Consider the following 25,018-nt stretch of genomic DNA (forward strand, 5'->3'; position numbering starts at 1 on the left):
CCGCTACCCCAGGCCGAATCGGTGCAGGGCGCTCATGATGTGCCGGCGAACGCCGTCGCGCGCCTCGATGCTGGCGATCCCGTGCAGCTTCCCGGGCTCCACCGCGACCGGGACCCGGCCCTTGACGAGCTCCTCGAACTCGGGCCGGTCCACGTCGTCCGCGCCGTAGACCGCCGCCAGCGGGACGCCGGCGGATATCGCCCGGTCGAGCTTGTCCCGCAGATCCCGTCGACCGGCCTCGTCGCGCGCGCCCATCGCCACCGGCGGAAACAGCAGCACCATCCCGCGCGGGCGGCCGAGTGCGCCGACGCAGTCGAGCGCGGTGCGGGCGCCGAAGCACTCGCCGACCAGCGCGATGCCGTCGGGCGTCCGCCCGGCGAGCCAGCCGGCGGCGGCCAGAGCGTCGGCGGTGAACGGCTCGGTCAGGTCGAGATCGCCCACCTCGCCGGTGCTTTCGCCCGCGCCGCGGTGGTCGAGGCGCACCACCCAATGGCCGCGGGCACCCAGCTCGCGGGACAGGCCGACCCACAGCCGGGCATTGCCGACCGCGGCGATCCCGGCACCGGCCAGCAGGACCACCCCGGTTCCCGCCGGCGACTCCGGTTCGGTCACCACGGCGAAGGTCTGGTGGGTACCGGCGTCCAGGAACATCGGCAGCTCGCGGGCGGTCATCGCCCCACCTGCTCGGCCAGCCAGCCCGACGTGTGCTCGATCAGCGCCTCCGGCGGCAGGCGGCCGTTGTCCAGCAGCCACCAGTCGATGGCCGCCGGTACGGCGTCGACCTCGAGGCCGTGGCTCGCCGCGAGGTTGGCCAGGGCCTCCTGATGCGCCTGCGACCGGCCGAAGTGCACCGCCAACGCGGGGCACCTGGTGGCGTCCAGCAGGGCGGCAAGGGTGCGGCCGGCGAAGCTCTCGTACAGCTGCGGGGTCAGCGGATAGCCGAGCACGTCGATGGTCGCGCCGCCGGCCAGCTCGGCGAACAGGCCGCGCGCGGTGACCTTGGTCCGGTTGCGCTGCACGGTCTCCCGCATCAGCCGACCGCGGACCGACTCGCGGAAGTAGAGCTCCGCCTCGGTCGCCGGCTCCCACATCGCCAGGGCCCTCGCCCCACGGCGGCCCGCCGCGGCGGCCGCGACCAACGCTCCGAGCCGCGAGCCGACGAAGGCCACGGGCCGGCCGTGCCGCGCGACCTCGTCCGCCGCGCGGATCGCGTCGTCCACCATGCTGTCGAACGTGACGGCGCCGTCGCCGTCGCTGTGCCCGGTGCCGCGGTAGTGCATCCGAATGGCCGCGTGCCCCTTTGCGGCGAGCGATCGGGCGAGCAGTACCTCGGCGCGATAACCGGCGAGCGCATCGGTCATCAACGACGGGCAGACGATGACGGCGCCACCATTGTCTTCTTCCGGCACGGCGACGCTCACAAACATGCGCTCTCCTTGGTGTTCGAGGAAATACGCGCGAGCATCCATGCAAGTCCTATCCGATGCGGCCAGTGCGGGGCGACGGTAACGAGCTGCGGCGCGAGGTGTCAACGGTGTTTGGGCACTGTCCACTTGCGACATTGACACTCGGCAAGAAGTGCCGATACGGTCCGCCCAAATCGGCGTTTTCGCTGCGCCACAGGCAGCCATGGGGGAAGGAAATCCGCATGACCGACGACGGGCGTGCCGCCTACCGGGAAGGCTTCAGGGCGCTGGTGAGTGAGGTGCTCGAGGAACCGGTCGAGCCGACCGACAACTTCGTCGACGCCGGCGGCGACTCCCTGACCGCCGCGGTGCTGGTCAACGTGATCGTCGAGCGCGACGGTTTCGTGCCGCCCATCATCTGGTTCTTCGAGGCGGAGACCGTGACGGATATCGCCGACCGGTGTTTCGACGCGCGCTCGGCCGCCCCGGCCGCCGGCTGAGCTGGTCGACATGGCGATGCCTGCGCGACCGTCGACCATTCCGGCGGTGCTCGACCAGATTGCCGAGCGGTTTGCTGACCTGGCCCTGATCTGCGAGCCCGGGCAGCCCCCGATCACCGCCGCCGGCCTGCGCGCCGCCGCCCAGGCCGCGGCCGGCGGGCTGCGCGAACAGGGAGTGCGCCGCAACGCCCTGATCGTCGTCGAGTGCGCAGACCTCTCGCTCGGCGAGTTCGCGCGCCTCTACCTGGGAGCCGTCTGGGCCGGCGCGGTCCCGGTCCTGGTGCCCGAGAGGGACTTCGAGCCCGCCGCCGCCCTCGGCCCGGAGCTGGTCGTCGGCCGGGACGGCGGGCTTGTCGACGGGGGCCCGCTGGAGCGGTCCGAGTTTGCGGACGACGACGTGCTCGACGTCGTGTTCACCTCCGGCACGACCGGATCGTGGAAACCCGTGCTGTCGACGCACCGGCAGTGGGCCGACGCGCTGCCCCTCCCGCGTCGCGGCGCCCGGCCGGCGGTGGTGGGGCAGGGAGGGGTGCCCTGGTCGGCGTCGGCCGGCGTGCACGGCGTCTTCCTGCACCACCTCGCCCGCGCCGTGACCAGCGTGTGGGCGCCAACGCCCGAAGGGCTGATCGCGGAGTCGGCGCGGCGGGGCGCCGTGGAGCTGCACCTGACCCCGCACTCGCTGACCGCGCTGCTACAGCACCGCGACGTCGTCCCAGTGGAGTGGGCCCGGCAGGTGCGCACGATCAAGACGGTCGGCGGCTCTGTCCCGACCCGGATCGCGCAGACGACGGTCGACACATTCCCGGCGGCCCGGCTGGCCTGCCTGTACGGGTTGACCGAGTCCGGCTCCGCACTGACGTTGAAGGTGTTCGACCCGCGCACGCCCAACTCGATCGGCCGGCCCTTGCCGGGCACCGAGGTCCGGATCGTGGACGAGCTGGGCGGACCGGTGCCGGACGGCGCCGAGGGCGATATCCAGATCCGCCGTAGCGACCTGCCCGCGATGTCCTACTTCCCGCCGGCGCGGGTGCCGGAGCGGACCTTCCTCGACGATGGCTGGGTGGACACCGGCGACCGGGGTTTCGTGCACGCGAGCGGCGAGATCCACCTGGTCGGCCGCTCCAAGGAACTGCTATTCCTGCAGAGCGGACGCCGGGCCCCGCAGGCCATTGAGGACCATTATCACGGGCTGGTCCCGAATGCCGGCGAATTGGCCGTGGTCGGTATTCCGAGCCCGGGAATGTGGGACGAGATCGCGCTGTTTGTCGTTGGCGATCCGGTCGACCGGCAGATTGCGCGGCTGACCGCGGAACTGCGTACACCAGATTGCGCCTATCCGCCCGACCACGTCCTTTCCGTCGCCGCGATTCCGCGCACCAAGATGGGCAAGGTGCGCCGGGGCGAGCTGTACCGGACGTTCCGGGAAACCGAGTCATCGCACGCGGGGGAGCCTTCATGACCTACTCGTCCACCGACAACGCCCATCGGGAGGCGGCCCGAATTCTCCGTGAGCTGGGCGAGCCCGTGGGCATCCTCGACCCGTACCCGCGGTACCACGAGCTGCGCCGGCTCAGCCCGATGCACTTCAGCGAGTACGGCAGCATCGTGCTCACCCGGTACGACGACTGCCTGCAGGTCCTGCGGGACCCGGCCTTCCCGGCCGACGACTTCGACCTGCGCGACAAGTACATGCCGAACTGGCGCGAGCACAGCGCGCTGCGCACCTTCGGCAGCTCCATGATCTTTCGGAATCCGCCCGACCACACCCGGCTCCGGCGCCAGGTCAGCGGTGTCTTCAGCCCGGCCCGCGTCAAGCTGTTCCGGCTGCAGGTGGATGCGCTGGTGGACGAGCACCTCAACGACATCGAGCCATATCGCAGTGACGGCGGCGGCTACGACTTCCACAAGCTGGCCCGGGCGCTGGCCATGGCCGTCATCGCCTCGTTCATCGGCGCGCCCCGGAGCAAGTGGCGCTGGCTGATCGGCCCGGCGATCGGCATGACGGCACTGATCAACCTGAACACCACCCTCGCCGACTTCGAGACCGCCGACCGGGCCGCCAACGAGCTGACGCCGTACCTCACGGAGCTGATCGCCGAACGGCGGCGCGAGCCGCAGGACGATGTCATCTCGACACTGGTGGGGCCGCGGGAGGACGGCGACGCGCTCGCCGAGGACGAGTTGCTGCAGATGCTGATCCTGCTGCTGGTCGCGGGGGTTCAGCCGACGTTGAGTCTGCTCACCAACGGGCTCGACGCGCTGTTCCGCTTCCCCGAACAGGCGCGCGCGTTCATCGACGACCCCGGGCTCACCGACGACCTCGTGGAGGAGGTGCTGCGGTTCGACACACCGATCCAGACGGTCGGCCGGATCACCGGCCCGAACGCGACCATCAACGGTTTGGCGCTGCCTGCGGAGATGGAGGTCACCGCCGTGGTGGGCGCGGCCAACCGCGATCCGGTGCACTTCGCCGAGCCGGATGTCTTCGACATCCACCGCCCCCGGACGCGACGGGTCGCCTCCTTCGGGAACGGCTTCCACGCGTGCGTCGGACAATACCTGGCCCGGACCGTCGGCCAGTCCGCCTTTCCCCGGATCTACGGGCGCTATCCGGGCATCGCCCCGGCCGGCGAGCCGGTGCGGCTGATCAACCGGAAGATCCGCGGCTACACCGAGTTTCCGGTGCACCTGAAGGGCTGACGCGCAGCGACCGGCAACGGGATCGGAGGGCCTTCAGGTGTCGGGGGCCCGCAGGTCGCGGAGCAGACCGGTGCCCAGGGGCGGCGTGTGCCAGTGCGCCTGGAAGGTGCGGTTGCGCAGCGAGCACGTGACGGCCAGCCGATGCGGAGTCTCCAGGAACACGACGTCGAAGGCGAGCGTCTCCGGGCCGGTCCAGCCTCCGCTCACCGCGCACGGAGGTGTCCGGCTCGCCGCGTCGGCCTCGATCGTGGTCCAGCCGCCTCCGCCGAGCGTGAGATCCAGGCGTGACGACGGCTCGGCAAGCGTGACCCGCCAGCCGTCGCCCTGCGCCGTGACCGTGACCCGCCGCAGCGACGGCTGTGGTTGACAGACCCGCCCGGCCGCGGTGAACGTGGCGTCCGCCCACGACTCGGGCGCCGGGCAGGGGGCGCCGGCGGTCGGGGGGAGCGGAAGCTCCAGCGTGGCCAGGCGTGCGCCGAGGGCGTCGTCGGCGCCGGCGTCAAGCGACCGCGGCGCGAAGGCGGGCAGCAGATGCGCCCAGACCGCGTCCAGCAAGCCCTGCATGTCGGTGGCGCCCGCGGTGATCGCCACGACGGCGTCCTGCTCGGGCAGCACGAGACAGAACTGGCCGTAGGTGCCGTCGCCGCGGTAGCCGAACCGCGACTGCCAGAACTGGAAGCCGTAGCCGCGCTGCCAGTCCGGACCGTTGCCCGACGTCCTGGCCTGTGTCCGCGCCGCCTCGTCCACCCACTCCGGCGGCAGCAGCGTGCGCTCACCCCACCGTCCGCGTCGCAGGTGGAGCTGGCCGAGGCGGGCCACCGCGCCGGTGGTCAGATAGAGCCCGCTGAAGCCGAGGTCGCGGCCGGCGTACCGCTCCCAGCGGGCGTCCTCGATGCCGAGCGGGTCGAACAGCCGGGGCCGCAGATAGTCGGTGAGCGGGCCGCCGGTGGCCCGCTGGACCAGCGCCGCGAGCACGTACGACGCGGCCTGCTGGTAGCTGAACGCCGACCCCGGCGGCCGCTGCGGCGGCTGCAGCAGGAAGCCGCGGACCGGTTCGGCGGGATCGGTGACGACCGCCCGGGTCCAGGTGTCGCCGGTATGCCCGGTGGTCATCGAGGCGAGGTGCCGCACCAGGATCGACCGGCTGCCGCCGTCGGCGACGTCGGCGGCGAACTCCGGGCAGTACGAGACGACCGGGGCGTCGAGGTCGAGCAGCCCCTCGGCGACGGCGAGTCCGGCGGCGGCGCCGGTGAAGCTCTTGCTGAGCGAATAGAGCTGATGTACCCGATCCCGGCGATACGGATGCCAGGCCGCGTCGACGATGACGTGGCCGTGGCGCAGCACGACCAGGCCGTGCAGTTCGATGCCGGGCGCTTTCCCGACGGTGTCCAAAAAGGACTGCAGGCCGGCTGCGGCGACGCCCTGCTGCGCGGGTGAGCTTGCTGGCAAAGGGTTTGGCGTCATCGTGACCAATCAACAGGCGCGGATTCTCATGCTACGTTCGGATCGTGGATGTCCAAGACAACCGCTCGACCGGTGCTCGCCGACCGGCGGCGGAACATGTCGCGGCGGCGGCCGAGACGCTTCGCCTGCTGACGGATCATACGCGGCTCACGCTGCTGCACGCACTGGCGCAGGGAGACGCGGAACGCAACGAGCTCACCGCGCACGTCGGTCTCGAGGCGGCCATCGTGAGCCAGCAGCTGTCCCGGCTGCGCCTGGCCCGGCTCATCACGTCGTACAAGGCGGACGGCCGCGTCGTCTACTCGCTGCCCGACCCGCACCTGCGCCGGATGGTGAGCGAGATGCTGGCCTTCGCCGAGCGTTCCGCGGCCGAGGCCGGCTAGCGATCTGACCACACACGTCAACGGCGTTCGGTAACACCGGGGGAGCGGTCGCACACCCCCGTCCCTGAACCCCAGGTCTCGAACTGCTCGGCAAGGACTGGCTGGGCCCGTTGGCGGCGCTGCGTGCCGCGGCGTCCCTGTGTTGCACTCTCCAAGTCCAAAGGAATCGCGCATGCCTCGTACAGAGCCTCAGACAGTCTTGATTCTCGGCGGGGACGGCTTCTGCGGCTGGCCTGTCGCCCTGGATCAGTCAGATCGAGGACGTCGTGTCATCATTGCGGACAACCTCAGCCGGCGGAAAATCGATGCCGATCTGGGCACCTCCTCCCTGACTCCGATCCACGGCCCCGACGCCCGGCTGGCGGCGTGGCGCGCGTTGTCGGGCCGGTCGATCGATTTCGTCGACCTGGACGCATCCATCGGCTTCGACGGCCTGGTCGGCCTGCTCGAGGAGTATCGACCGGACGCGGTCGTGCACCTCGCCGAGCAACGCTCCGCGCCGTACTCCATGCTGACGCCCGCGCACCGCAACTACAGCGTGCGCAACAACGTGATGGCCACCCAGAACCTGTTGTCGGCGATCAGCCAGTCAGGACTGCCGGTGCACATCGTGCACATCGGTTCGGTCGGTGTGTACGGCTACTCCTCAAAGGACTGGACCATGCCGGAGGGGTACCTGACCGTCAGGGTGCCGGCGTCCGCGCACCCGGACCGGGAGGTGGAGATCCTGCATCCTTTCGAGCCGGTTTCCGTCTACCACCTGAGCAAATGCCTTGACGCGCAACTGTTCGAGTTCTACGCCCGGCACGACCGCATGCGCATCACCGACCTGCACCAAGGCGTGGTCTGGGGAAGCCAGACCCGGCTGACCAGCCTGAGCGACGTGCTGATCAACCGGTTCGACTACGATTCGATCTTCGGTACCGTGGTCAACCGCTTCCTCGTGCAGGCCGCGATGGGGCACTCCCTGACCGTGTACGGCACCGGCGAGCAGACGCGCGCGTTCATCCACCTCCCGGATGCCGTGCACTGCGTCAATCTCGCCCTGGAGAACCCGCCGGCGCCCGGGCAGCGGGCCCGGATCCGGAACCAGGTGGCCGAATGCCTGCGTGTCGTGGACGTCGCGACCATGGTCGCCACGCAGACGGGAGCGGAGGTTTCCTTTGTGGACAACCCCAGGGTCGAGGACGCCCGCAACTCCCTCGCCGTCGCCAACGACAGCTTCGCCGCCCTGGGATTCGCCCCGACGCTGCTTCGCGACGGAATCTGGCAGGAGGCGGTCGGCATCGCCCAACGATTCCGGGCCAGCGCCAACCCCGACCTCATCCAGCTCGACGGGCGAGCGCAATGCGCCGGCGAGCCGCTGTGAGCCTTCCGGGCCGCGACGCTCCGCACGGTCTCCATCCACCGGTTCGGGCGGCCGGCATGGGACATCGCGTCGCCGAAGCGATCATCCTGGTCGGCGGGGCGGGTACCCGGCTGCGGCCGTTGACGCTGCGGACCCCCAAGCCGCTGCTGCCGGTGGGCGGGGTGCCGATTCTGGCGCATCAGCTCGCGCAGGTGCAGGCGGCGGGTATTGAACACGTCGTGCTCGCCACGTCGTACCGGGCGGAGGTTTTCGGTGCGTATCTGGGTGACCGCAGCGGGATCCGGGTGGAGCACCGGTTCGAGCCGGAGCCGCTCGGGACTGCCGGCGCGGTGCGGCACGCGGCCCAGGCGCTGACCGGCGCCGGCGAGTCGGTACTGGTCGTCAACGGCGACATCTTGACCGCGTTGGATCTGCGCGGTTTTGCCGAGGCGCACACCGCGGCCCGGGCCGACGTGTCGTTGCCGCTGATCGAGGTGCCCGACCCGAGACAGTTCGGCAGCGTGACCGTCGACGACAGCGGCCGGGTGCGGGGTTTCGTGGAGAAGCCGGCCGAGGAGGACCACGCCGGAAAGTTCGTCAACGGCGCCGTCTACCTGTTCCGGCGCGATGTCATCGACGGCATTCCCCGCGACCGTCCGGTCTCGACCGAGCGCGAGGTGTTTCCGCGGCTGCTGGCCGACGGCGCGCATCTGCACGGGTACGCCTGCGGCGGGTACTGGGCGGATCTGGGGCGGCCCGAGTCGCTGGTCCGCGCGTCGGCCGACGTGGTGCTCGGCGTGATGCGCTCGCCGGTCGGCGGTGCTGCGGGGAACTTCAGGCTGATGCCCGGTGCGGTCACCCACGGTGCGGAACTGGGTGGTGGCACCGTGATCGGCGAGCACGCCCGTGTCGAACCGGGCGCGTCGGTCTTCGGGAGCATCGTGCGCGCCGGCGCCCGTATCGGTGCCGGCACGCACGTTCGCCACAGCATCGTCGGCGTCGACGCGGTCATCGGCGCGGACTGCGTACTCGATGGTGTGGTGGTCGGCGACAACGCGTCCCTCGGGGCGGGTAACGAGCTGCGCCACGGCTTGCGGGTCTGGCAGGACGCGGTGCTCGGCGACGGCGCTGTCCGCTTCGCGGAGTGCCTCGACTGAGCGGCGCGGCCCCGTGGTGTCTCACCGGGCCGGCGAACCGCCGATGATCCGGACGACGCGGCCGCGCTAGGCTCGCGGCTCGGCGGGCCGGCCGATCACGGTGAAGTGGCGGTCGACCATCTCGGTGAACGACCGCAGCCAGTTGGTCCGGTAGTCGCGCGTGCGGCGGGTGCGCTCCAGCGCGGCGGCGCTCATCCGGACCCGCTCGGCGGGCCGCATCGCGACGACCGAACGCAGCGCCTCGGCGACCGCGCCAGCCGTGCGCTCGTCGGCCATGACCCCGTCCACGCCGTCGTCGATCAGCTCCGGATAGACCCCGGCCGGTACGCCGACCACGACCAGCCCGGCGCCCCCGTTCATCAGGGTCGCCTCGTTGCCGGTGGTGGACGCCGACTCGCGCTCGGAGAGGAACGCGGCCGCGAGGGTGCGCGGCCACTGGCAGAACGCGGCGAGCACCCGGTCGTCCTGGCCGGACAGCAGCAGTCCCGGCGAGCCCAGCGACCGGTGGTGCTCCTGCAGCGCGGGATAGGACCGCCGGTTCAGCACGACCGGAAACACCTCCGGGACCTCCTTCGCGGCGTCGAGGAACAGCTCGAAGCCCTTCTCCCGGATGCCGCGCCCCCAGCTGATCACGAGATCGCGGTCCAGCGGCACCCCCAGCGACCGCAGGATCGCCTCGACCTCGGCCGGATCGATGCGGTCGAACTTCGGCGCATCGAGGGGGATGCCGTTGTACGCGAACAGGGTCTTGTGGTCGGGGATGCCGTAGACCTGCTGGTACTGATCGCGCATCCACTCCGATTCCCAGCCGATCGTCACCCGCTCGTCGTGGCGGGCCAGGTGGCCCAGCACGGAGTCGGCATACGTCTCCGGGAGCTCGGCGTCGCCGCCGGCGTTGAGGACCGGGTTGTGGGTCAGGTGGACATACGTCGCCGGAATCTGGAACTGGTCGGCGGCGCGCACCACGAACCGGGCCGCCATGGCGAACATGCTCATGCCGGAGATCACCAGGACGGAGTCGGCCTCCTCCGCCACGCTCAGCATGACCTGCCCGCCGGCGGCGCCCAGGGCGACGCAGTGCTCAAAGTGGTCCATCTCCCACAGATGTGCCCGGGGGTCGGCCATCCGGTGGTACCGCACGTCGCCGTCGCGCAGCCAGCGCTGTTCGGCGTGCGCCCAGCGGTCGGAGTCGTAGCCGGAGTTCGCCCAGCGGTCACCCTCGTAGCCGGCGCTCGAGGCGCGCTCGGCGACGTGCCATCGGACCCTCGCACCCTTCGCGTGCGCGATCGGTGCCGCTTCGGCGCGCAGGTCCAGGATGTCCTGAACGACCCGCGCCACGCCGCCGTCGACCTGGCGGAAGCCCTCGTTGGTGAAGATGAGTACCGCTAGGCGATGCTCGCCCATGCCACAACCTCCCTGGTGGGATCCGCCGGCCAGATCGCAGCGTGCCGACGGCAGCGCCGACTGTCAATGTGGCCGCACGCGGTTCGGCGGGTCAGCGATGCGCCGCCCGGTCGTCGGCCAGGACGGGCATCCACGCTGACGGCTCGAACCAGGGCACCGGGTCGTTCCCGGCGGCCAGGGCGATCTTCTTGTGGGCGAGCGATTCCATCGTGGGCAGGTCGTCCACGGCGAACCAGGCGACCGCGTCGGATTCGTCGTCGTTCACCCGGGCCACCCCGTCCACCGCGGTGCACCGGAACGTCAGCTCCAGATACTGGGCCCGGTCGCCGTTGCGATGGGCCCGAACGGGAGAGACGGTGATGCTGACCAGCCGGTCGACGGTCGCGACGACGCCGGTCTCCTCCCAGATCTCGCGGCACAGCCCGTCGGCGGGGTTCTCGCCCGGGTCGAGGATCCCGCTCAGGATCGACCACTCGCGGTCCGCGGACTTCTGCTGCAGCAGCACGCGACCGGCGTCATCGAAGACGACCGCGTTGACGCCGGGCAGCCACAGCAACTCGTCGGGCCCGATCGACTGCCGCAGCCGGGCGACGAACTCAGGAATCACCGGACGACCATTCCACGCGCAACAGCGATCCCCATGGACGAGATTGTAAGCATCGTGGAGGCCCGGGGTGTACGACTGCGGCTTTTCCGCGGTTGAAGGCGGCAACGGCGGCGGGCAATGCGATCGACGTACACGGCAGCTTGCGACGGCCGGACGCTGGTGGTCTGATCGAGCCGTCGCACCGACCCGCATCCGCTGCCCGCAGCCGCGCGGCGCGGTCCCGAGATGATGGCGACCCCCGACGCCCCTTGGCCGCCGTGCCGGCCACCGGCGCCGTCGGCCGGCGGTCCTGCGGGTATTCGGGAAAGGAAGGTGTGTGAACGGCTCTTCGGTCGGGGTTACGACCTCCGCAACGAGCACGCAGTGGGGCGGCGTCTCCGACGCGGATCTCGCCCGGATGCTGCTGATACGGCACTTTGAGCTCAACCTGCTCGCCTTGTTCACGCGCGGGGAGATCTCCGGCACGACCCATACCTGTCTCGGTCAGGAGTACATTCCGGTCGCCCTCATGTCGCTGATCGCGCCCGCCTTCGTCTTCAGCAACCACCGCGGGCACGGCCACTATCTCGCGCAGTTCGATGACGCCGCGGGACTGCTGGCCGAGATCACCGGGCGGGAGGGCGCAGTGTGCGCCGGGCGGGGCGGCAGCCAGCACATCTTTCGGCCCGGCTTCTGCTCCACCGGGGTGCAGGGGGAGAGTGTGCCGGCGGCGCTCGGCGTGGCGCTGCACATGAAGTCCACCGGCCGGCCCGTGCTCGCCGTCGCGTACATCGGCGACGGAACCTGGGGGCAGGGCGTGGTCTACGAGGCGTTGAACATGGCGCAGCTGTGGCAGGCGCCGCTGGTGGTGGTCGTGGAGAACAACCACATCGCGCAGACGACGCCGACCCGCAGCGCGATGGCCGGCAGCATCCGGGGGCGAGCCGCCGCGTTCGGGGTGCGGTACGAGTACGTCGAGGGCTGCGACGTCCAGGCGATCCGGGCGCAGTTGGAGGCCCCGATCCGCCGGACCCGTGACGGCGGTGGCCCCGTTGTCGTGGAGTTCGACACGATCCGGCTTGGACCGCACAGCAAGGGCGACGACGCGCGCGATCCGGCCGCCGTGGCGCTGCTGCGGGAGCGGGACTGGTACGAGCAGCACGCACGCCGGGATCCCGAGCGGTTTCAACGGCTCGACGCGTCGGCCCGGCGGATCGTCGCGGACGTGACCCGTGACGTCCTGTCCCGGCCGCTCGTCGGTGCGCGGGCAGCCCGATGAGCTCCCAAGCGCGCATGGCCGAGGCCCTCAACGCGACGCTGCACGACATGTTCGCGGCCCACCGGCGGCTCGTGCTGCTCGGCGAGGACATCGCCGATCCGTCCGGCGGGGCGTTCGGCGTGACCCGGGGGCTGTCCACGCGCTACCCGGACCGGGTCCTGAGCACGCCCATCAGCGAGGGTGGCATCGTCGGGGTGGCGGGCGGGCTCGCGCTCTGTGGTGACCAGGTCATCGTCGAGGTGATGTTCGGCGACTTCCTCACCCTGTGCGTCGACCCGATCGTCAACTTCATCAGCAAGTCCGTCTCGATGTACGGGCGGCGCAACCCGATGCGGGTGGTCGTGCGCTGCCCCGTCGGCGGCAACCGGGGATACGGCCCGACGCACAGCCAGAGCCTGCAGAAGCACCTGCTCGGCGTACCGCATCTGCGCCTGTACGAGCTGTCGCAACTGCACGATCCGCGAGCGGCGTACGAGGAGGTGTTCTCGGCGGGTGAGCCCGCCGTCTTCTTCGAGGACAAGATCCTGTACACCCGCCCGGTCCTGCGGCAGGAGCGGGTCGACGACGTCTTCCGGGTGTCGCCGGTGGACCCGGCCGGCAACTGGATGCGCGTGCGTCCCGGCGGTGCCGGCGCGCCGCAACGGCTGGTCATCGCGCCGGGTGGCCTGGTGCCGCGAACGCTGAAGGCCATGCGCGATGCGCTGCACGACAAGGGGATCGTGAGCGAGCTCCTGGTTCCCCTCCGGCTGTTCCCCCTTGACCTCGACCCGGTGCTGCCCATGCTCGCCCAGGCGCCGGAGGTGATCGTGGCGGAGGACTCGGTCGCCGGCGGAGGCTGGGGCAGCGATCTCGCACGGCTGGCGTACGAGCGGTTGTGGGGCCGGCTGCGAGCGCCGATCCGGTTGCTCCAGCCGCCATGCGAGGTCATTCCGGCCGCGATGCACCTGGAGCGTGCGCTGCTGATCCAGGACGCCACCATCTACGCGAGCCTGACGGAGGCCCCATCCATGGGCGAGCTGGTCGTGCCCACGCTCAACGCCAACGACGACAGCTACGTGCTGCTGGAGTGGCTGGTCCCCGACGGCAGTGAGGTGAGCGCCGGCGACAGCGTCGCGACGATCGAAACCTCGAAGGCGGTCACCGACCTGGTGGTCGAGGAGTCCGGCCGGCTCTCGTGGCTGTTGCCGCCCGGTTCGGTGCTGCATCCGGGAGATGTCGTCGGCCGCGTGACAACGACCGCCGCCGCGGCCGTCGGCGATGCCGGTCCGTCGCCCGCTGCCGCGGCCCGCCGGGAACGACCGGCTGGAGGCGAGCAAGCGTCCCCGGCGGTCGGTGCGGACGCCCCCGGCGGACGGATCCAGCTGTCGGCGCATCAGCGCGCGGTCGCCCGTGCGGTTTCCCGTTCCCACGCGACCATTCCCGCCGCATTCGTCCTCGTCAAGGTTTCGGCGACGGCGGTACGGCACTATCTGAACACCATCAGCGAAAGCGCTCAGGCGTCGATCGGCCTGCCGGAGGTCGTGGTCAAGACGGTGGCCGGCCGGCGGGAGGCCTTTCCCGACCTGTTCGCGACGCTGTACGAGGAGAACCTCACGCTTGAGCGCTTCGACCACGCCGACATCGGGGTGACCGTCGATGTCGGCCACGGCCTGTACGTACCGGTGATCCGCGCGGCCGAGAACCGGTCCGTGCACGAGATCGCGACCGAACTCATGCGCCTGCGCGTTCGCGCCGCGCGGGGGACCATGCTCGAATCCGACCTCGGGGCGGCGGCACTCACGCTGTCCCTGCACACGGACCTGGGTGTGGTCACGGCTCAACCCATCGTCTACCCGGGCCAGATCTGCGCGCTGTCGCTCGGCGCGACGCAGCAGGAGCTCCGGTTGACCGCAGACCAGCAGGTCGAAACCCATGAGTTCTTCTACCTCGGCCTGACCTACGACCATCGGGTCGTCAACGGACGCCAGGCAGCTCGATTCCTCACGGTGCTGCGCGATGACCTGGAGTCGGTGTCGGCCGCAGAGAAGGGAAGCAGTTGAGCACTGTCGAGCCGCCGAAGGCATTCGAGGACGTCGTCCTGTTCCACCTGCCTGACGTCACCGATCCCGGGGCCTTCACCAGCCACACACCGCTGGGCAGCCTCGGTCTCGATTCGATGGGGATGATCGCGCTCATGGCCAGTCTGGAGAACGCGTTCGACTTCACCTTTCCGGAGGAGGACGTGACCACCGCGGCGTTCTACAGCGCCGACTCGCTGTGGTCCGTCGTGTCGCGGCTGATTCGACATGACGGATGAGCGTGCCAAGCCGGGCGCGGCCGACGAACACATCGTCGAGGAACTGCTGACCCGGTTGACGTCCGTCCCCAACGACGCACGAAGCTTCGACGTGACCGTTGAGGAGGCGTCTCGGCTGTATCCGGTCGGTGTCCGGTTCCTGGATCGGGTGCGGGCCCGTGGTCTGTGCGAAGAACAGGAGGGGACAGAGCTGTTCGAGCGCACCGATCTGATCAACGTCGAGCTCTTCCTCGGCCGGGGTGCGGCGACCATGAGCCTGCGCCGGTTCTGGCCGGCGACGCTCAAGCGTGTGCAGGCGCCGGCGCCGGCCGGGTACCTGGTCGAATTCCGGGCGGCGTGTCCGGACCCGGGTCACCCCGGCGACTGCGAGTACTCCCTGGTACTTCCCGGCGGCCGGCAACAGGTGCGCGTCGAGCGGTCGGCGTCGGAGCGGCCGATCGCCCATGTGCGGGTCGAGTGCCCCACCGAGTGGCCGGACCTGCCGGAGTCGGCCCGTGAGATCATCGACGAGCTCTGCGGCGTGACGTTCGTCCGCCTGCCCTGGAAGCTCGGCCACGTCCTGGACGACATCGCATTCGTCCGCCGCACCGGCCTGGGCGACTGCGAGGCCGCCACGAAGCTGTTGGTCAAATGTGGCGCCGAGCGCGGTGTGCCGATCCGGCAGTCGTTCGGGCTCATGCTCGCGCCCCCGTTCGCGCTGAAGCACTACTGGCCCGAGGTGCTGGTCGACGACGTCTGGGTGCCGATCGAACCGCTGTTGATGAAGGCGATGGTCGAGTGGCGGGCGTTGGACCCTGCGCAGTGGGCGCCCTACCGGTCGCCGGGAGCGGCGTTGTGGCGGCGCGCCGTGGAGTGGTGGGACGTGTCGGTCAGGCACAACGGCAAGGTCGTGGAAGCCAGCTACCGGGCCGAAGTCGTCCCGGATCCGTCCTGCGGGCCCAGCGGGCAGACGCACCGGCTCGTCGGGCAGTGACGCCGCCGAGCCGGTACGCCGGACGACGGCAACGCGACGTGGACGTGGCTCACACGGTGCTGCCGCCGTCGACCACGATGACCTGGCCGGTGACGAAGGATGCCGCCGGCGAGAGCATGAAGCACACGGATTCGGCCACCTCGGCGGCGGTGGCCAACCGTCCGAGCGGCGTGCGCCGGTGCACCTTCGCGCGGGCCTGCTCGCTCATACCGGCGGTCATGTCGCTGTCAAAGTACCCGGGCGCAACCGAGTTGACCCTGATGTTGCGCGGGCCGAGCTCCCGGGCCGCGCTGCGGGTGAACCCGTCGAGTCCGGCCTTGGCCGCGGCGTAGACGGACACCCCGGCGAACCCGCGGACCGCGTTGATGGACGAGACGTTGACGATCGAGCCGCCGGCCGGGCCGTTGCGCAGCATGGCCCTCGCGCACGCCCGGGCCAGGGCGATCGGGCCGACGAGGTTCACCCCGATCACCCGGGAGATGTCCGGCACCGGCACGGTGAGCAGCGGTCCCTCGTGTCCGACTGCGGCGTTGTTCACCAGGGCGTCCACCCGTCCGAAGTGGCGCACGACCCCGCCGACGAACTCACCGGCCCCTTCCGTGTCGGCGAGTTCCAGCGCCCGCCAGGACACGCGCGGCAGGTCGCGGATCGACTCGATGAACTCGTTGCTGGAGCGGCTGAACGTGGCGACGCACCAGTCGTCGCGCAGCAGTCGCTCGACCACGGCACGCCCCAGGCTCCGGCTGCCGCCGCTGACCACTGCCACCTTGCCGTCACCCGGACCCGTCACCGGTGTTACCCCCTGGCCTTCTTGAACCGTGCCGTGTGCATCGGTTCGTGGGACACGTGCATCAGCGCGGGCACCTTGAACGCCGCCAGCCGGTTGCGGCAGTGCTCCCGGACGCGCAGTCGCACGCTGTGCTCGTCCTCGTCGCGCTCCAGCCGGACCGTCGCCTTCACGACCATGCCGAGGATCGGACTCGGGTGACCGGTGACCGTCACGTCACAGACGTTCGGCACCTCCAGGACGACGTTCTCCACCTCGGACGGGTACACCTTCTCGCCGCCGACGTTGATGATTTCCGAACGACGGCCGAGGATGCGGATGTACTCCCCGTCGATCTCCACCATGTCCTGCGTGTTGAAGTACCCCTCGTCGTCGAATTCCGCGGACGCGTTGAGGTACCCGAGCATCGCCGTGTCGGACTTTATCCAGAGAATCCCGTCGACAATTCGGTGCGCGAATCCCGCGGTACCGAGCTTCATCCATCGGCTGCCGTCGGCGCGCGACTTCGTGGGCAGAATGCCCAGTTCCGACAGTCCGTAGATCTGTTTGAGGCGCACCGCCGGAAGCGCGGCGCGGAGCAGTTCCAGCGTGTGCTGCGGCATCGGCTCGGCACCGTAGGTGATCAGTTCCAACGTGTCGGTGGGATACCGGCGGTCCGCGCCGGTCAGCAGCGCCATCTTCAAGAACGTGGGGGTCGTCGGCAGCACCTGCACGCCGTGCGCGGCGATCGCGCCGAACACGGTGTCCGGGGTCCGCTCCGGGACGGTCACCACGGTCCCGCCGCCGGCCAGGGTGCGCAACAGCGTGTTGATCCCGCCGATGTGGTCGAAGTGCGGGAACTGCAGCACCCGGCGACCCTCCGCGGCGCCCGGGCGGTGTCGTGCGAGCAGCTTCGCGAAGTCCAGCACGCTCGCCTTGCTCCGTCCGGTCGTGCCCGAGCTGAACAGGACCAGGCCGGGGCTGCCCGCGGCGCGCAGCCGCGCGTACAGCTCGTTGCGCGCGGACTGGCCGGTGCGGCGGCACGTCCGCCGCCCCGATCCGGCCGCGCCGAGGACGACCTCGACCTCGGCGATGGTGAGCTCGGCGTCGGCCGCGACGCTCGACGGGGTTCTCGGCACGATGATCGCCTGGCGCTCGATCAGCGCGAGCAGCGCGGCGCAGGTGTGCGGCGAGCTGACGCCCTCCAGCATCGTGACGGCTCCGGCACCCACCGACTCGGCGTCGAGGTAGGCCGTCCACTCGTCCGCCATGGACAGCAGTTCGCGATAGGTGTGCTGTTGGCCGGCGTACACGAAGGCCGGCCTGTCGGCGTATTCGCGCAGCGTTTTCCGGAGCGGTACCGCCATGTCGGCGCCCGTCACCGCATTCATACTTTGGTCCATCTCTGCTAATTTCTCACGCCCTCCCGGGCGTCGGTCAATGCACATACGCGGCGTCGTCGCGGCGCCGTTCATCGTGTTACGCTTCGCCGCGTTGGCCAGGTGACGGCGCCGAACGGGCCCAGTCGAAGAAAGCGGAGCGTGAAGCATGGCGATTTGGTCCGCGCAGTTCGAGTCGGTGCTTCGGATGCACGGCCGTTTGGAATCGGCTACAGCCAATATCGACCCTGACGTGTCATTGGTGCAACTCGGCGTCGATTCCCTCGGATCGGCCGAATTGATCGCGCTGATCGAGGACGAGTTCGGGGTGGAGATTCCGCTCGAGCGGCTGACCCCGGATTCGTTTGCCACGCTGCGGGCCGTCTGGGAGCTGCTCTGCTCGATCGACCCCACGCTCGTGGAAGCGAACCCCGCCGGCTGAGCCGCCGGCGGGCCTCGGCTCAGGCCGCCTCGCCATCCTCTGCTTCGACGCCCAGGGACTCCAGGACCGACCAGATCGAACGCGGCGTGGCGAAGTACTCACCGGTCAGCATCGTCTCCGGTATCTCCACCAGAAACGTCTCCTCGATTTCGACGATGAGCATCAAGATCTGCACGGAGTCGATGCCGAGCAGCGCGAGCGACGTGTCGGGGTCGATCGGCTCGCCCGGCTCCAGGAGGCGGCACTGCCGCCGGATCATCTCTTCGAACTCCGCGGGCCAGCTTGCCGCCGCGGGCCGGGTCACGGCCGACCACCCTCGGGTCGCGCGCCGGCCGACCGCACTTCGGCAAGCCGCTGCACGCCGTGCGGGGCGTCGTCCGCGGGCCGCGCGGCGCCCTCTATGAACAGCCGATATCGGAGCACCTGGCTCTCCTCTCCTACTCTGCCGTAGCCGCTGTCACGCGCGTGCGGAACGCCACCACCTGCGGCGGCACCGGCACGCCGTGGTCGGAAACCACGATGCCGTTGCGGTCCGAAAGGCCCGCGAGGATCGCCCCGGGCGAGCGGTGCTCCGGCCAACCGGGATCGAGCACGCCCCACACGGCCAGACCGCGCAGCAGCCCCGGATCGACCGGAACCCACCGGCCGGCTACGTCCACCTCGGCCCAGAAATGCTGCGCCGAGTACGGCGGCGACACGATCAGGCCGAAGACGCACCGCATGCGCAGGCCGCGGCGGTTGCCCCGATCGGTGAGGAACCGGGCGAAGCCCAGGCAGTCGCCGATCCGCTGCTCGAGCATGAAGCCGATGTCCGCCTTCATCAGGCGGGGCAGCCGGTAGAACTCGACATCGGCCAGCTCGCCGATCAGCTCGACCAGTCCCGGCGGGAGGTCGGGCCAGTCGTTGTGCAGCGTCACGGCCGTCGTCACCAGGGGCCGGTCGAACTCGGCCGCGCTCCACGGCACCGCCACCACGCCGTCCGGGGTGCCGCACGTCATCTCGCAGTCGCCGCCGTGGCCCGGCAGCGGGCACCTGGCGAGGTAGTCGACCAGGAACTCGCGCCGATCCCCGGCCGGCCGGTTCAGGATGCGGTCCCAGTACCGCATCGCCGCGCGCATGGGGGAGCGCAGCCGCAGGCGCAGCGACAGGTTCGTCAGGTCGTCGGCGTCGAACAGCGGGCCGTCGGGGCCGGGCACGTGCGGCAGGCCGGCGCCGATCGCGGACGACAGCAGTTCGCCGTCGATGCGGTACGCGGCGTGCGCCCGGTCGGATGACACCCAGAACCGCCGGGCCTGCAGGGGGATGCGTCGCAGCCGATCGACGATCTGCTCGACCGTGTCGCTCGCCGCCGCCGCAGACCCGTTCCTCGTCGCGCTCACCGGAACAACACCGTCGCGTCGTCCGGGCGCAGCGCCTGGTCCTGCCGGATACCGAGGTCGTGATGGATGCTCTCGATGATCTCGGCGCGGCGGCTGCGGAGGAAGTCGGGGCCGTCGTCGAACACCTGCAGGCTGAAGGACTAGTCGGCGTAGCGCCGCCAGCCGGCCACCGCGGACGGCGTCGCCGGCGTGCCGCCGGTCGCGCAGATCGCGCTGATCGGCCAATGCGTGCCGTCGGGCGGTGCCTCGTGCGGAACCGCCGCATCCAGCAGGAACACCCGGCGGAACCGGGGCACGGTCCGCACCTCAGGCAGGGTCCGGACCAGGAGTTCGGCGGCGGCGCCCGACGCGAGCAGCACGTGGTCGCGCCCGTCGACGGTCGCCGCCACCCGGGCCGCGAGTGCCGGCACCGGTTCCGTCGGCGGCCGCCGGTCCACGACGAGCTCGACGTCGAGCTGGGCCAGCCCGCGCCACGACTCGTACACCGCCGCGGTCTCGTCGTCGGTTGCGAGGCAGTACAGCACGGGGCTCACCGCTCGAACTCCCCGCCGACGGCGGTCGCGCTTCGGACGTCGACGAGGAGGGCGGCGACGTCGGTGAGCGGCAGGTCCGCCTCGCAGGCGCGCACCAGCAGGGCCTCGACGGCCAGCAGGAACCGCTTCGCGCTCACCTGCGGAAGGAATCGGCGGTCCTTGCTCAGGGTGAGCGTCGCAACCTTGCCCAGTTGCAGGACGCCGAGGAAGAACATCGCGTCCGCCAGCACGTAGGACGGCAGGATGTGGGTCACGGTCTCGGCGAGCGCCGCACGGGCCGGGCCGGCCGGCGCCGCGAGCGTGGCGTCGTCCGCGCGTCCGGGCATGAACCGGACGTCGTTGTAGAAGCAGTACCCGCCGGGCGGGATGCCGCGGACCCGCAACGTTTCCTCGACCCGGTGACCCAGTTCGTCGCAGTCGCACTCGCTGCGCAGGAAGCCGCTGAGCGCGGCGGTGCCGGCCGCGTGCACGAAGCCGGCGAACGTGGTCGCCGTCAACGGCACGAAGTAGGGCGCCTCCTGGTTGAACGCCGCCACCAACGTGTCGGTGCCGCGGCGATGGCGGGTGGCGTAGATCATGCGCATGAAGCAATGGCGACTGTCCGTGGCCACGCCGAGCAGCAGGGAGGTCGCGGCGAGCACCACGATCGACGGCGTGACGTTCTCCCGCTGGGCGATCGCGTAGGCGGCGCGGGCCAGCGCCACGGAGTCGATCGCGACGCAGTCCACGGTGTGGGCAGCGAGCCCCGGCTGCGGACGCAACAGCGCCTCGTCGGCCACGCCGAGCGACCCGCTCCAGTAGTCGAGGGTGCGCTCATGGACCGACCGCCCGCGGGGCGAGCGTTCGAATGCGACCCGGTCGGCCGGCTGCAGCGGCTCGGGAAGGTCGACGGTGCCGTCGAGCAGCGCGTAGAACTCGCGGCGCAGCACCTCGAAGCTCCAGTCGTCGACGGCGATGTGGCTGGCTGCGACGACGACGTGGACGACGGCGTCGTCGTGGACCAGGAACCGCAGCCTCAGCGGCACGTCCCGCGAGATGTCGAACGGCGACTCGTGGACGAGGCGCACCGCGGCGTCGATGGCCTCCCGGGTGGGAGGGTCCAGGAAGCGCTCGATGGCGAGCGGTACCTCGACCTCGGCGGCCACGACCTGGTCCGGCTGCGGCCCGGCATCGGCGACATAGCGCGTGCGGAGGCTTTCGTGACGGCACACGAGACGGCGTATGATGTCCATTGTGGACTCGATCGTGCGTGGACGGCCGACCGGCCAGACGCGGGACAGGGTGAAGCGCGGGTCTCCCGGTGCACAGGCGTGAATGGCCCGCCACTCCGCGAGCTGCGCCCACATCAGGGGAGCGCGCCGCGCCGGGTCCTGCCGGCAATGGATCGTTGTCATGTCCGCCAACGTCTCAGCCCCCGTCCGGAATCAACGTGTTGCGTAGCGATCGACGTCGACGTGCGTACGCTAGGCACTGGGCCGATGCGGCGCAAGAAAGCGGCCCCGCGCTCAGGACCGGCTCGGTTCCAGCGCTGCCCGGGCGCGGACGGCACCACGGTCGATCTTGCCGTTGGCGTTCAGCGGCAGGGCGTCGACGTGCTCCAGCCGCTGCGGGACCATGTAGTCCGGCAGCGTCTCGGCCAAGGCCCGCATCAGCACGGCGGCGGGGGCCGGCAGGCCGACGTACTCCGCGGCCAGGGTGGTGTCGCCGTCGCGCTCGACGGCGACCACGGCGCAGTCCTCGACCTCGGGTAGCGCCCGTAGCGCGTGCTCGATCTCCAGCAGTTCCACGCGATACCCGCGAACCTTGATGGTGCTGTCCAATCGGCCGAGGTAGGCCAGGGTTCCGTCGGGCATCCGGCGGACCAGGTCGCCGGTGCGGTACCACCGCCGCCCCTCGGCCGACGCGAACCGGCCCTCGTCGTCGGCGGAATCGAGGTACCCGCGGAACATCTGCGGGCCGGTGACGCAGAGCTCGCCCTCGTCCCCCGTTCCCGGCAGCAGGAGGTGGCGCAGCCCGGGGAACGGCACGCCGATCGGGACGACGCCGTTGGGCGTCGCCGCCGCCTGCGAACCGTATCGGTGCACCGTGCACGCGATCGTCAGTTCCGTCGGCCCGTACAGGTTGTCCAGCGGGCCGTTCGGCGCGGCCCGCCGCCACAACCGCGCCGCCTCGTCGGTCAGGGCCTCGCCGCAGAACAGGCTGGTGCCGATGCCGGCCAGGCTGCCCTCGCCCAGCAGCCCGAGCCGGTGCAGCACGCGGATGGTGCTCGGCACCGAGAACCAGACCGAGATCCGGTGCCGATCGATCAGCGCCGGGAGGCGGCCGAGCCGCTGGGGCGGCACACAGCAGACGGCGGCGCCGGCCGGCCAGGCGGTGAACATCGCGAAGAGGAACAGGTCGAACGTCGGATCGAACGTCTGCGCGACGACATCGTCCGGGGACATCGGGTAGCGGGCGGTCGCCCATGCGAAGAAGTGCCGCGCATTCGCGTGGCTGATCGGCACGCCCTTCGGGCGGCCGGTCGAGCCCGAGGTGAACATGACGTAGGCCTCCGCCTCCGGCGCCAGTGGAGTCGGAGCATCGATCGCGCCGGCCCCTCGCGGCTGCGCCGGGGGCTCCACGTCACAGCCCCCGGCGAGCGCGGCGTGCCGGTCGTCGGCGATGACCACCCGGACTCCGGCCGCCTCGATCATCGCCGCCGTGCGCCGGGCCGGGAACGCGGGGTTGAGCGGCACCGCGGCGGCGCCGGCGTACATCGCGGCGAGCAGGCCGACGAAGGCGGTGGGGGACGGGCCGGCCAGCACGCCGACGCGCTGTGGCGGGCCAGCGGGGTGTTGGCGAAGGCGTTGGGCCAGCGTCCGGGCCTGCTCGTCGAGCTGCGCGAAGGTGAGCCGCACGTTGCCGGCGATCAACGCCGTGCGGTCCGGTCCGGCATCGAGGCCGGCGCGGAAGAGGTCGATGAGGGTCACGTCGTGCCTCCTGGCTGTGGGGCTCATGGGGCTCGAGGGGCGAGCCGGAACGACGGCGGTGCGCATCCGGCCTTGTCAACCGCGGATGTCCGCAGTCGAACACGCCGGATGCGGTCACGCACTGGTCGCCGCGCGACGCTCGAGGTGCTCGGCGAGCATCAGCCAGTCGTGCGCCTGCGCCCAGGCCAGCCGCGCCACCGCCTCCCGGCACTCGACGGGCGCCTCGTCGCGCAGTTTGGCCGCGAACTCGGCGGCGAAGTCACCGCAGCGGGCCGGCGCGGCGGTGGCGGCGATGAACAGGCGCAGCAAGGCGCGGCCGGACTCGGTGTACCGCAACGTCGGGTCGCGTTTGAGCCCGTCGAGCAGCGCCTGACGCTCGGCGCCGGCGGTGGCCGGGACGGTCCGCCGAGACGCCCAGTCGGCCGGCTCACGCAGCGGCGTCGCGGGCTTGGGGCGCTCCGCGGCGCGCAGGCCGTCCGGGACCACGTCGATGCGCTGTTCGAGCCGGCGTCGCACGTCGTGGACGGTCGCCGGCGAGAGGCCGACGGTCGCGGCGACCTCGTGCAGCGTGGCGGCCGGGTTGACCTGCAGCGCCTCGGCGGCGCGTACACGGCGTTCGGCCACGTCGCCGTCGCGGCGGCGGCCGTCGAGCCCGATGCGCTGGCCGCGGGGCTGCGCCGGGTCGCGCAGGGTGGCGATGGTGCGGGCCGACAGCCCGGACGCCTGGGCGATGGCCCGGTCGGACCAATGGGGATGGGAGCGGACGATGCGGACGGCGGCGGCCCGCCGGTCGGCGTAGGACAACGGCAAACCGTGGGTGATGTTCGCCCGCACCGCGAGCATGAAGAGCAGGTCCGGCGGTGCGTCGATGAGGCGGGCGTCGATGTGGTCCTGGCCGCGCAGGACGGCCGCCCGGAGCCGGTGATGGCCGTCGACGATGCGCCTGGTGCGGCGGTCGACGACGATCGGAGGCAATGCGGCGCCGCTGGCGGCGAGGAGCTCGGCGTGGCGTTCGTCGATCCCGTTGACGCGGGGCGAGTCGCCGTCATCGAGGTCGACGACGGGTAAGCGCTCGATGCCGTCCACGGCATCGGCGACGGGAAATGGATCTAGTGCTGTTTCGTTTTCGCGCATGCTGATGGATCCCCCCGTGTGATGCGTTCGCATGCGGCCCACCCACCAGATGGGCGGGGCAGCCCCTTGAGCGTATGTAGATCTTTCGATCAACTGCAAGCGGTGAACTTTTCCTTGCAAAGGTTGCGCATCATTGGTCGCGTGGTTGCAATTGATCCGGGCCGCAAGCCGACCGGTTCCCGGTTGCCGACCACCTCCAGTCCTCGCCCGCGGGGCGCCGCGGGCGGGCTTGACCGTCGCGAGGAGCCACATGACGAGTGCCGACCGGACCCGCCCCGCCGAGTTGACGGCGCACGCGCGGATGCCCGTGACCGAGCTGATGCCGGGTTGCTCGCCGAGGCTGCTCGGCGAGGCGGACGAGCACGTGCGGCTGCTGGCCGAGTCTGAGCAGGTGCTGCCGCCGGTGCTGGTGCACCGCCAGACCATGCAGATCATCGACGGGCATCACCGGCTGCGGGCGGCCGTCCTGCGCGGGCACGAGCACATCGACGTGTGCTTCTTCGACGGCACCGCCGAGGACGCATTCGTCGAGGCGGTCCGCGCCAACGTCACGCACGGCCTGCCGCTGGCCTACGCCGACCGGGAGGCCGCCGCGGTACGCATCGCGGCCGACCATCCGCACTGGTCGGACCGGGCGATCGCGGCGGCGAGCGGCCTGGCGGCCAAGACCGTCAAGCGGCTGAGGGCCGCCGCCGCTGAGGACGGCACGCCACCGGCCGCCCGGCTGGGCCGCGACGGGCGCGTCCGGGCCGTGGACCCGGTCGCCGGCCGCCGCCGGGTGCTGGCCGCGATCGAGGCCGATCCCGCCGGCTCCCTGCGCGAGATCGCCCGCGTCGCCGGCGTCTCGCCGAGCACCGTGCGCGAGGTCCGCCGGCGCCTCGAGGCGCCGGCCGGGCCGGCGAGCGCGGCGGCGCCGCCCG

26 protein-coding genes are annotated in these 25,018 nt (G+C 71.1%); 12 read left to right on the forward strand and 14 right to left on the reverse strand.

Annotation, left to right across the window (positions count from 1 at the left end; all coding sequences use genetic code 11):
• Positions 1–3: 3 nt before the first annotated feature.
• The gene (locus AB0M46_RS22790) at positions 4–672 is read right to left on the reverse strand and encodes an alpha/beta hydrolase (RefSeq protein WP_363338956.1); all 669 of its coding nucleotides are present in this window, start codon (positions 670–672) and stop codon (positions 4–6) included.
• Positions 669–1,427: an alpha/beta hydrolase gene (locus tag AB0M46_RS22795; protein ID WP_363338957.1), complete on the reverse strand. Its 759-nt coding sequence runs from the start codon at positions 1,425–1,427 to the stop codon at positions 669–671. Before AB0M46_RS22795 ends, AB0M46_RS22790 begins: the two co-directional genes overlap by 4 nt.
• Positions 1,428–1,648: 221 nt before the next feature.
• Between AB0M46_RS22795 and AB0M46_RS22800 the strand changes: the two genes are divergently transcribed.
• Genes AB0M46_RS22800 through AB0M46_RS22810 form a run of 3 tightly spaced genes read left to right on the forward strand, consistent with a single transcriptional unit; the run spans position 1,649 to position 4,606 of the window.
• Positions 1,649–1,906, forward strand: a complete 258-nt coding sequence (locus tag AB0M46_RS22800) for an acyl carrier protein (RefSeq protein ID WP_363338958.1) — start codon at positions 1,649–1,651, stop codon at positions 1,904–1,906.
• Between the two features lie 46 nt (positions 1,907–1,952).
• Positions 1,953–3,365 carry a class I adenylate-forming enzyme family protein gene (locus tag AB0M46_RS22805; protein ID WP_363338959.1) on the forward strand — a complete coding sequence of 471 codons (1,413 nt, stop codon included), beginning with the start codon at positions 1,953–1,955 and terminating at the stop codon, positions 3,363–3,365.
• Positions 3,362–4,606, forward strand: coding sequence for a cytochrome P450 (locus AB0M46_RS22810; RefSeq protein ID WP_363338960.1), 1,245 nt, complete (start codon positions 3,362–3,364; stop codon positions 4,604–4,606). The genes AB0M46_RS22805 and AB0M46_RS22810 overlap by 4 nt, the downstream gene beginning before the upstream one ends.
• A gap of 33 nt (positions 4,607–4,639) precedes the next feature.
• Here the strand turns inward: AB0M46_RS22810 and AB0M46_RS22815 are convergent, their stop codons facing one another.
• Positions 4,640–6,070 (reverse strand): serine hydrolase domain-containing protein, encoded by a 1,431-nt coding sequence (locus tag AB0M46_RS22815; RefSeq protein ID WP_363338961.1) that lies wholly within the window; start codon positions 6,068–6,070, stop codon positions 4,640–4,642.
• Between the two features lie 44 nt (positions 6,071–6,114).
• Between AB0M46_RS22815 and AB0M46_RS22820 the strand changes: the two genes are divergently transcribed.
• The 3 genes from AB0M46_RS22820 (at position 6,115) to AB0M46_RS22830 (ending at position 8,958) form a co-directional block, all read left to right on the forward strand.
• On the forward strand, positions 6,115–6,453 hold the full coding sequence (locus AB0M46_RS22820) for a metalloregulator ArsR/SmtB family transcription factor (protein ID WP_363338962.1): 339 nt from the start codon (positions 6,115–6,117) through the stop codon (positions 6,451–6,453).
• 172 nt (positions 6,454–6,625) lie between these two features.
• A complete protein-coding gene (locus tag AB0M46_RS22825; protein WP_363338963.1) occupies positions 6,626–7,822 on the forward strand; it encodes an NAD-dependent epimerase/dehydratase family protein in 1,197 nt (398 codons plus the stop codon).
• A 56-nt stretch (positions 7,823–7,878) separates the two neighbouring features.
• The gene (locus AB0M46_RS22830; protein WP_363338964.1) at positions 7,879–8,958 is read left to right on the forward strand and encodes an NDP-sugar synthase; all 1,080 of its coding nucleotides are present in this window, start codon (positions 7,879–7,881) and stop codon (positions 8,956–8,958) included.
• Positions 8,959–9,024: 66 nt separating this feature from the next.
• Here the strand turns inward: AB0M46_RS22830 and AB0M46_RS22835 are convergent, their stop codons facing one another.
• Together AB0M46_RS22835 and AB0M46_RS22840 are read right to left on the reverse strand one after the other, a co-directional pair.
• Positions 9,025–10,362: a hypothetical protein gene (locus tag AB0M46_RS22835; RefSeq protein WP_363338965.1), complete on the reverse strand. Its 1,338-nt coding sequence runs from the start codon at positions 10,360–10,362 to the stop codon at positions 9,025–9,027.
• 91 nt (positions 10,363–10,453) lie between these two features.
• Positions 10,454–10,969, reverse strand: a complete 516-nt coding sequence (locus AB0M46_RS22840; protein ID WP_363338966.1) for an NUDIX domain-containing protein — start codon at positions 10,967–10,969, stop codon at positions 10,454–10,456.
• Positions 10,970–11,285: 316 nt separating this feature from the next.
• On the opposite strand from AB0M46_RS22840, the gene AB0M46_RS22845 reads away from it, so the two are divergent.
• From AB0M46_RS22845 to AB0M46_RS22860, 4 genes are read left to right on the forward strand one after another with little or no spacing between them, the layout of a single operon-like run.
• Positions 11,286–12,227, forward strand: a complete 942-nt coding sequence (locus AB0M46_RS22845; RefSeq protein ID WP_363338967.1) for a thiamine pyrophosphate-dependent dehydrogenase E1 component subunit alpha — start codon at positions 11,286–11,288, stop codon at positions 12,225–12,227.
• Positions 12,224–14,266: a 2-oxo acid dehydrogenase subunit E2 gene (locus AB0M46_RS22850; RefSeq protein ID WP_363338968.1), complete on the forward strand. Its 2,043-nt coding sequence runs from the start codon at positions 12,224–12,226 to the stop codon at positions 14,264–14,266. Before AB0M46_RS22845 ends, AB0M46_RS22850 begins: the two co-directional genes overlap by 4 nt.
• Entirely contained in the window at positions 14,263–14,523 is a 261-nt protein-coding gene (locus AB0M46_RS22855; protein WP_363338969.1) for a phosphopantetheine-binding protein, read from the forward strand. Before AB0M46_RS22850 ends, AB0M46_RS22855 begins: the two co-directional genes overlap by 4 nt.
• On the forward strand, positions 14,513–15,496 hold the full coding sequence (locus AB0M46_RS22860; protein ID WP_363338970.1) for a transglutaminase domain-containing protein: 984 nt from the start codon (positions 14,513–14,515) through the stop codon (positions 15,494–15,496). The genes AB0M46_RS22855 and AB0M46_RS22860 overlap by 11 nt, the downstream gene beginning before the upstream one ends.
• 49 nt (positions 15,497–15,545) lie before the next feature.
• Here the strand turns inward: AB0M46_RS22860 and AB0M46_RS22865 are convergent, their stop codons facing one another.
• Together AB0M46_RS22865 and AB0M46_RS22870 are read right to left on the reverse strand one after the other, a co-directional pair.
• A complete protein-coding gene (locus tag AB0M46_RS22865; protein ID WP_363338971.1) occupies positions 15,546–16,286 on the reverse strand; it encodes an SDR family oxidoreductase in 741 nt (246 codons plus the stop codon).
• 5 nt (positions 16,287–16,291) lie between these two features.
• Positions 16,292–17,737 carry a long-chain fatty acid--CoA ligase gene (locus AB0M46_RS22870; protein WP_363338972.1) on the reverse strand — a complete coding sequence of 482 codons (1,446 nt, stop codon included), beginning with the start codon at positions 17,735–17,737 and terminating at the stop codon, positions 16,292–16,294.
• A gap of 73 nt (positions 17,738–17,810) precedes the next feature.
• On the opposite strand from AB0M46_RS22870, the gene AB0M46_RS22875 reads away from it, so the two are divergent.
• Positions 17,811–18,083, forward strand: a complete 273-nt coding sequence (locus AB0M46_RS22875) for a phosphopantetheine-binding protein (protein ID WP_363338973.1) — start codon at positions 17,811–17,813, stop codon at positions 18,081–18,083.
• Between the two features lie 19 nt (positions 18,084–18,102).
• Here the strand turns inward: AB0M46_RS22875 and AB0M46_RS22880 are convergent, their stop codons facing one another.
• The 7 genes from AB0M46_RS22880 to AB0M46_RS22910 all read right to left on the reverse strand — a co-directional run bounded on the left by AB0M46_RS22880 (position 18,103) and on the right by AB0M46_RS22910 (position 24,098).
• Positions 18,103–18,387, reverse strand: a complete 285-nt coding sequence (locus AB0M46_RS22880; RefSeq protein ID WP_363338974.1) for an acyl carrier protein — start codon at positions 18,385–18,387, stop codon at positions 18,103–18,105.
• 133 nt (positions 18,388–18,520) lie between these two features.
• Positions 18,521–19,462, reverse strand: a complete 942-nt coding sequence (locus AB0M46_RS22885; RefSeq protein WP_363338975.1) for a transglutaminase domain-containing protein — start codon at positions 19,460–19,462, stop codon at positions 18,521–18,523.
• Positions 19,459–19,587 carry a hypothetical protein gene (locus AB0M46_RS22890; RefSeq protein WP_363338976.1) on the reverse strand — a complete coding sequence of 43 codons (129 nt, stop codon included), beginning with the start codon at positions 19,585–19,587 and terminating at the stop codon, positions 19,459–19,461. Before AB0M46_RS22890 ends, AB0M46_RS22885 begins: the two co-directional genes overlap by 4 nt.
• Before the next feature lie 15 nt (positions 19,588–19,602).
• Positions 19,603–19,995, reverse strand: coding sequence for a hypothetical protein (locus AB0M46_RS22895; protein WP_363338977.1), 393 nt, complete (start codon positions 19,993–19,995; stop codon positions 19,603–19,605).
• Positions 19,992–21,389, reverse strand: a complete 1,398-nt coding sequence (locus AB0M46_RS22900; RefSeq protein WP_363338978.1) for a condensation domain-containing protein — start codon at positions 21,387–21,389, stop codon at positions 19,992–19,994. Before AB0M46_RS22900 ends, AB0M46_RS22895 begins: the two co-directional genes overlap by 4 nt.
• Before the next feature lie 111 nt (positions 21,390–21,500).
• Positions 21,501–22,964, reverse strand: a complete 1,464-nt coding sequence (locus AB0M46_RS22905) for an amino acid adenylation domain-containing protein (RefSeq protein WP_363338979.1) — start codon at positions 22,962–22,964, stop codon at positions 21,501–21,503.
• 114 nt (positions 22,965–23,078) lie between these two features.
• Positions 23,079–24,098 (reverse strand): ParB/RepB/Spo0J family partition protein, encoded by a 1,020-nt coding sequence (locus tag AB0M46_RS22910; RefSeq protein WP_363338980.1) that lies wholly within the window; start codon positions 24,096–24,098, stop codon positions 23,079–23,081.
• Between the two features lie 250 nt (positions 24,099–24,348).
• Here AB0M46_RS22910 and AB0M46_RS22915 point away from each other — a divergent pair.
• On the forward strand, positions 24,349–25,018 hold a 670-nt coding region (locus AB0M46_RS22915; protein ID WP_363338981.1), incomplete at its 3' end, for a ParB N-terminal domain-containing protein.

This window comes from Dactylosporangium sp. NPDC051485 (assembly GCF_040682015.1).
Taxonomy (GTDB): domain Bacteria; phylum Actinomycetota; class Actinomycetes; order Mycobacteriales; family Micromonosporaceae; genus Dactylosporangium.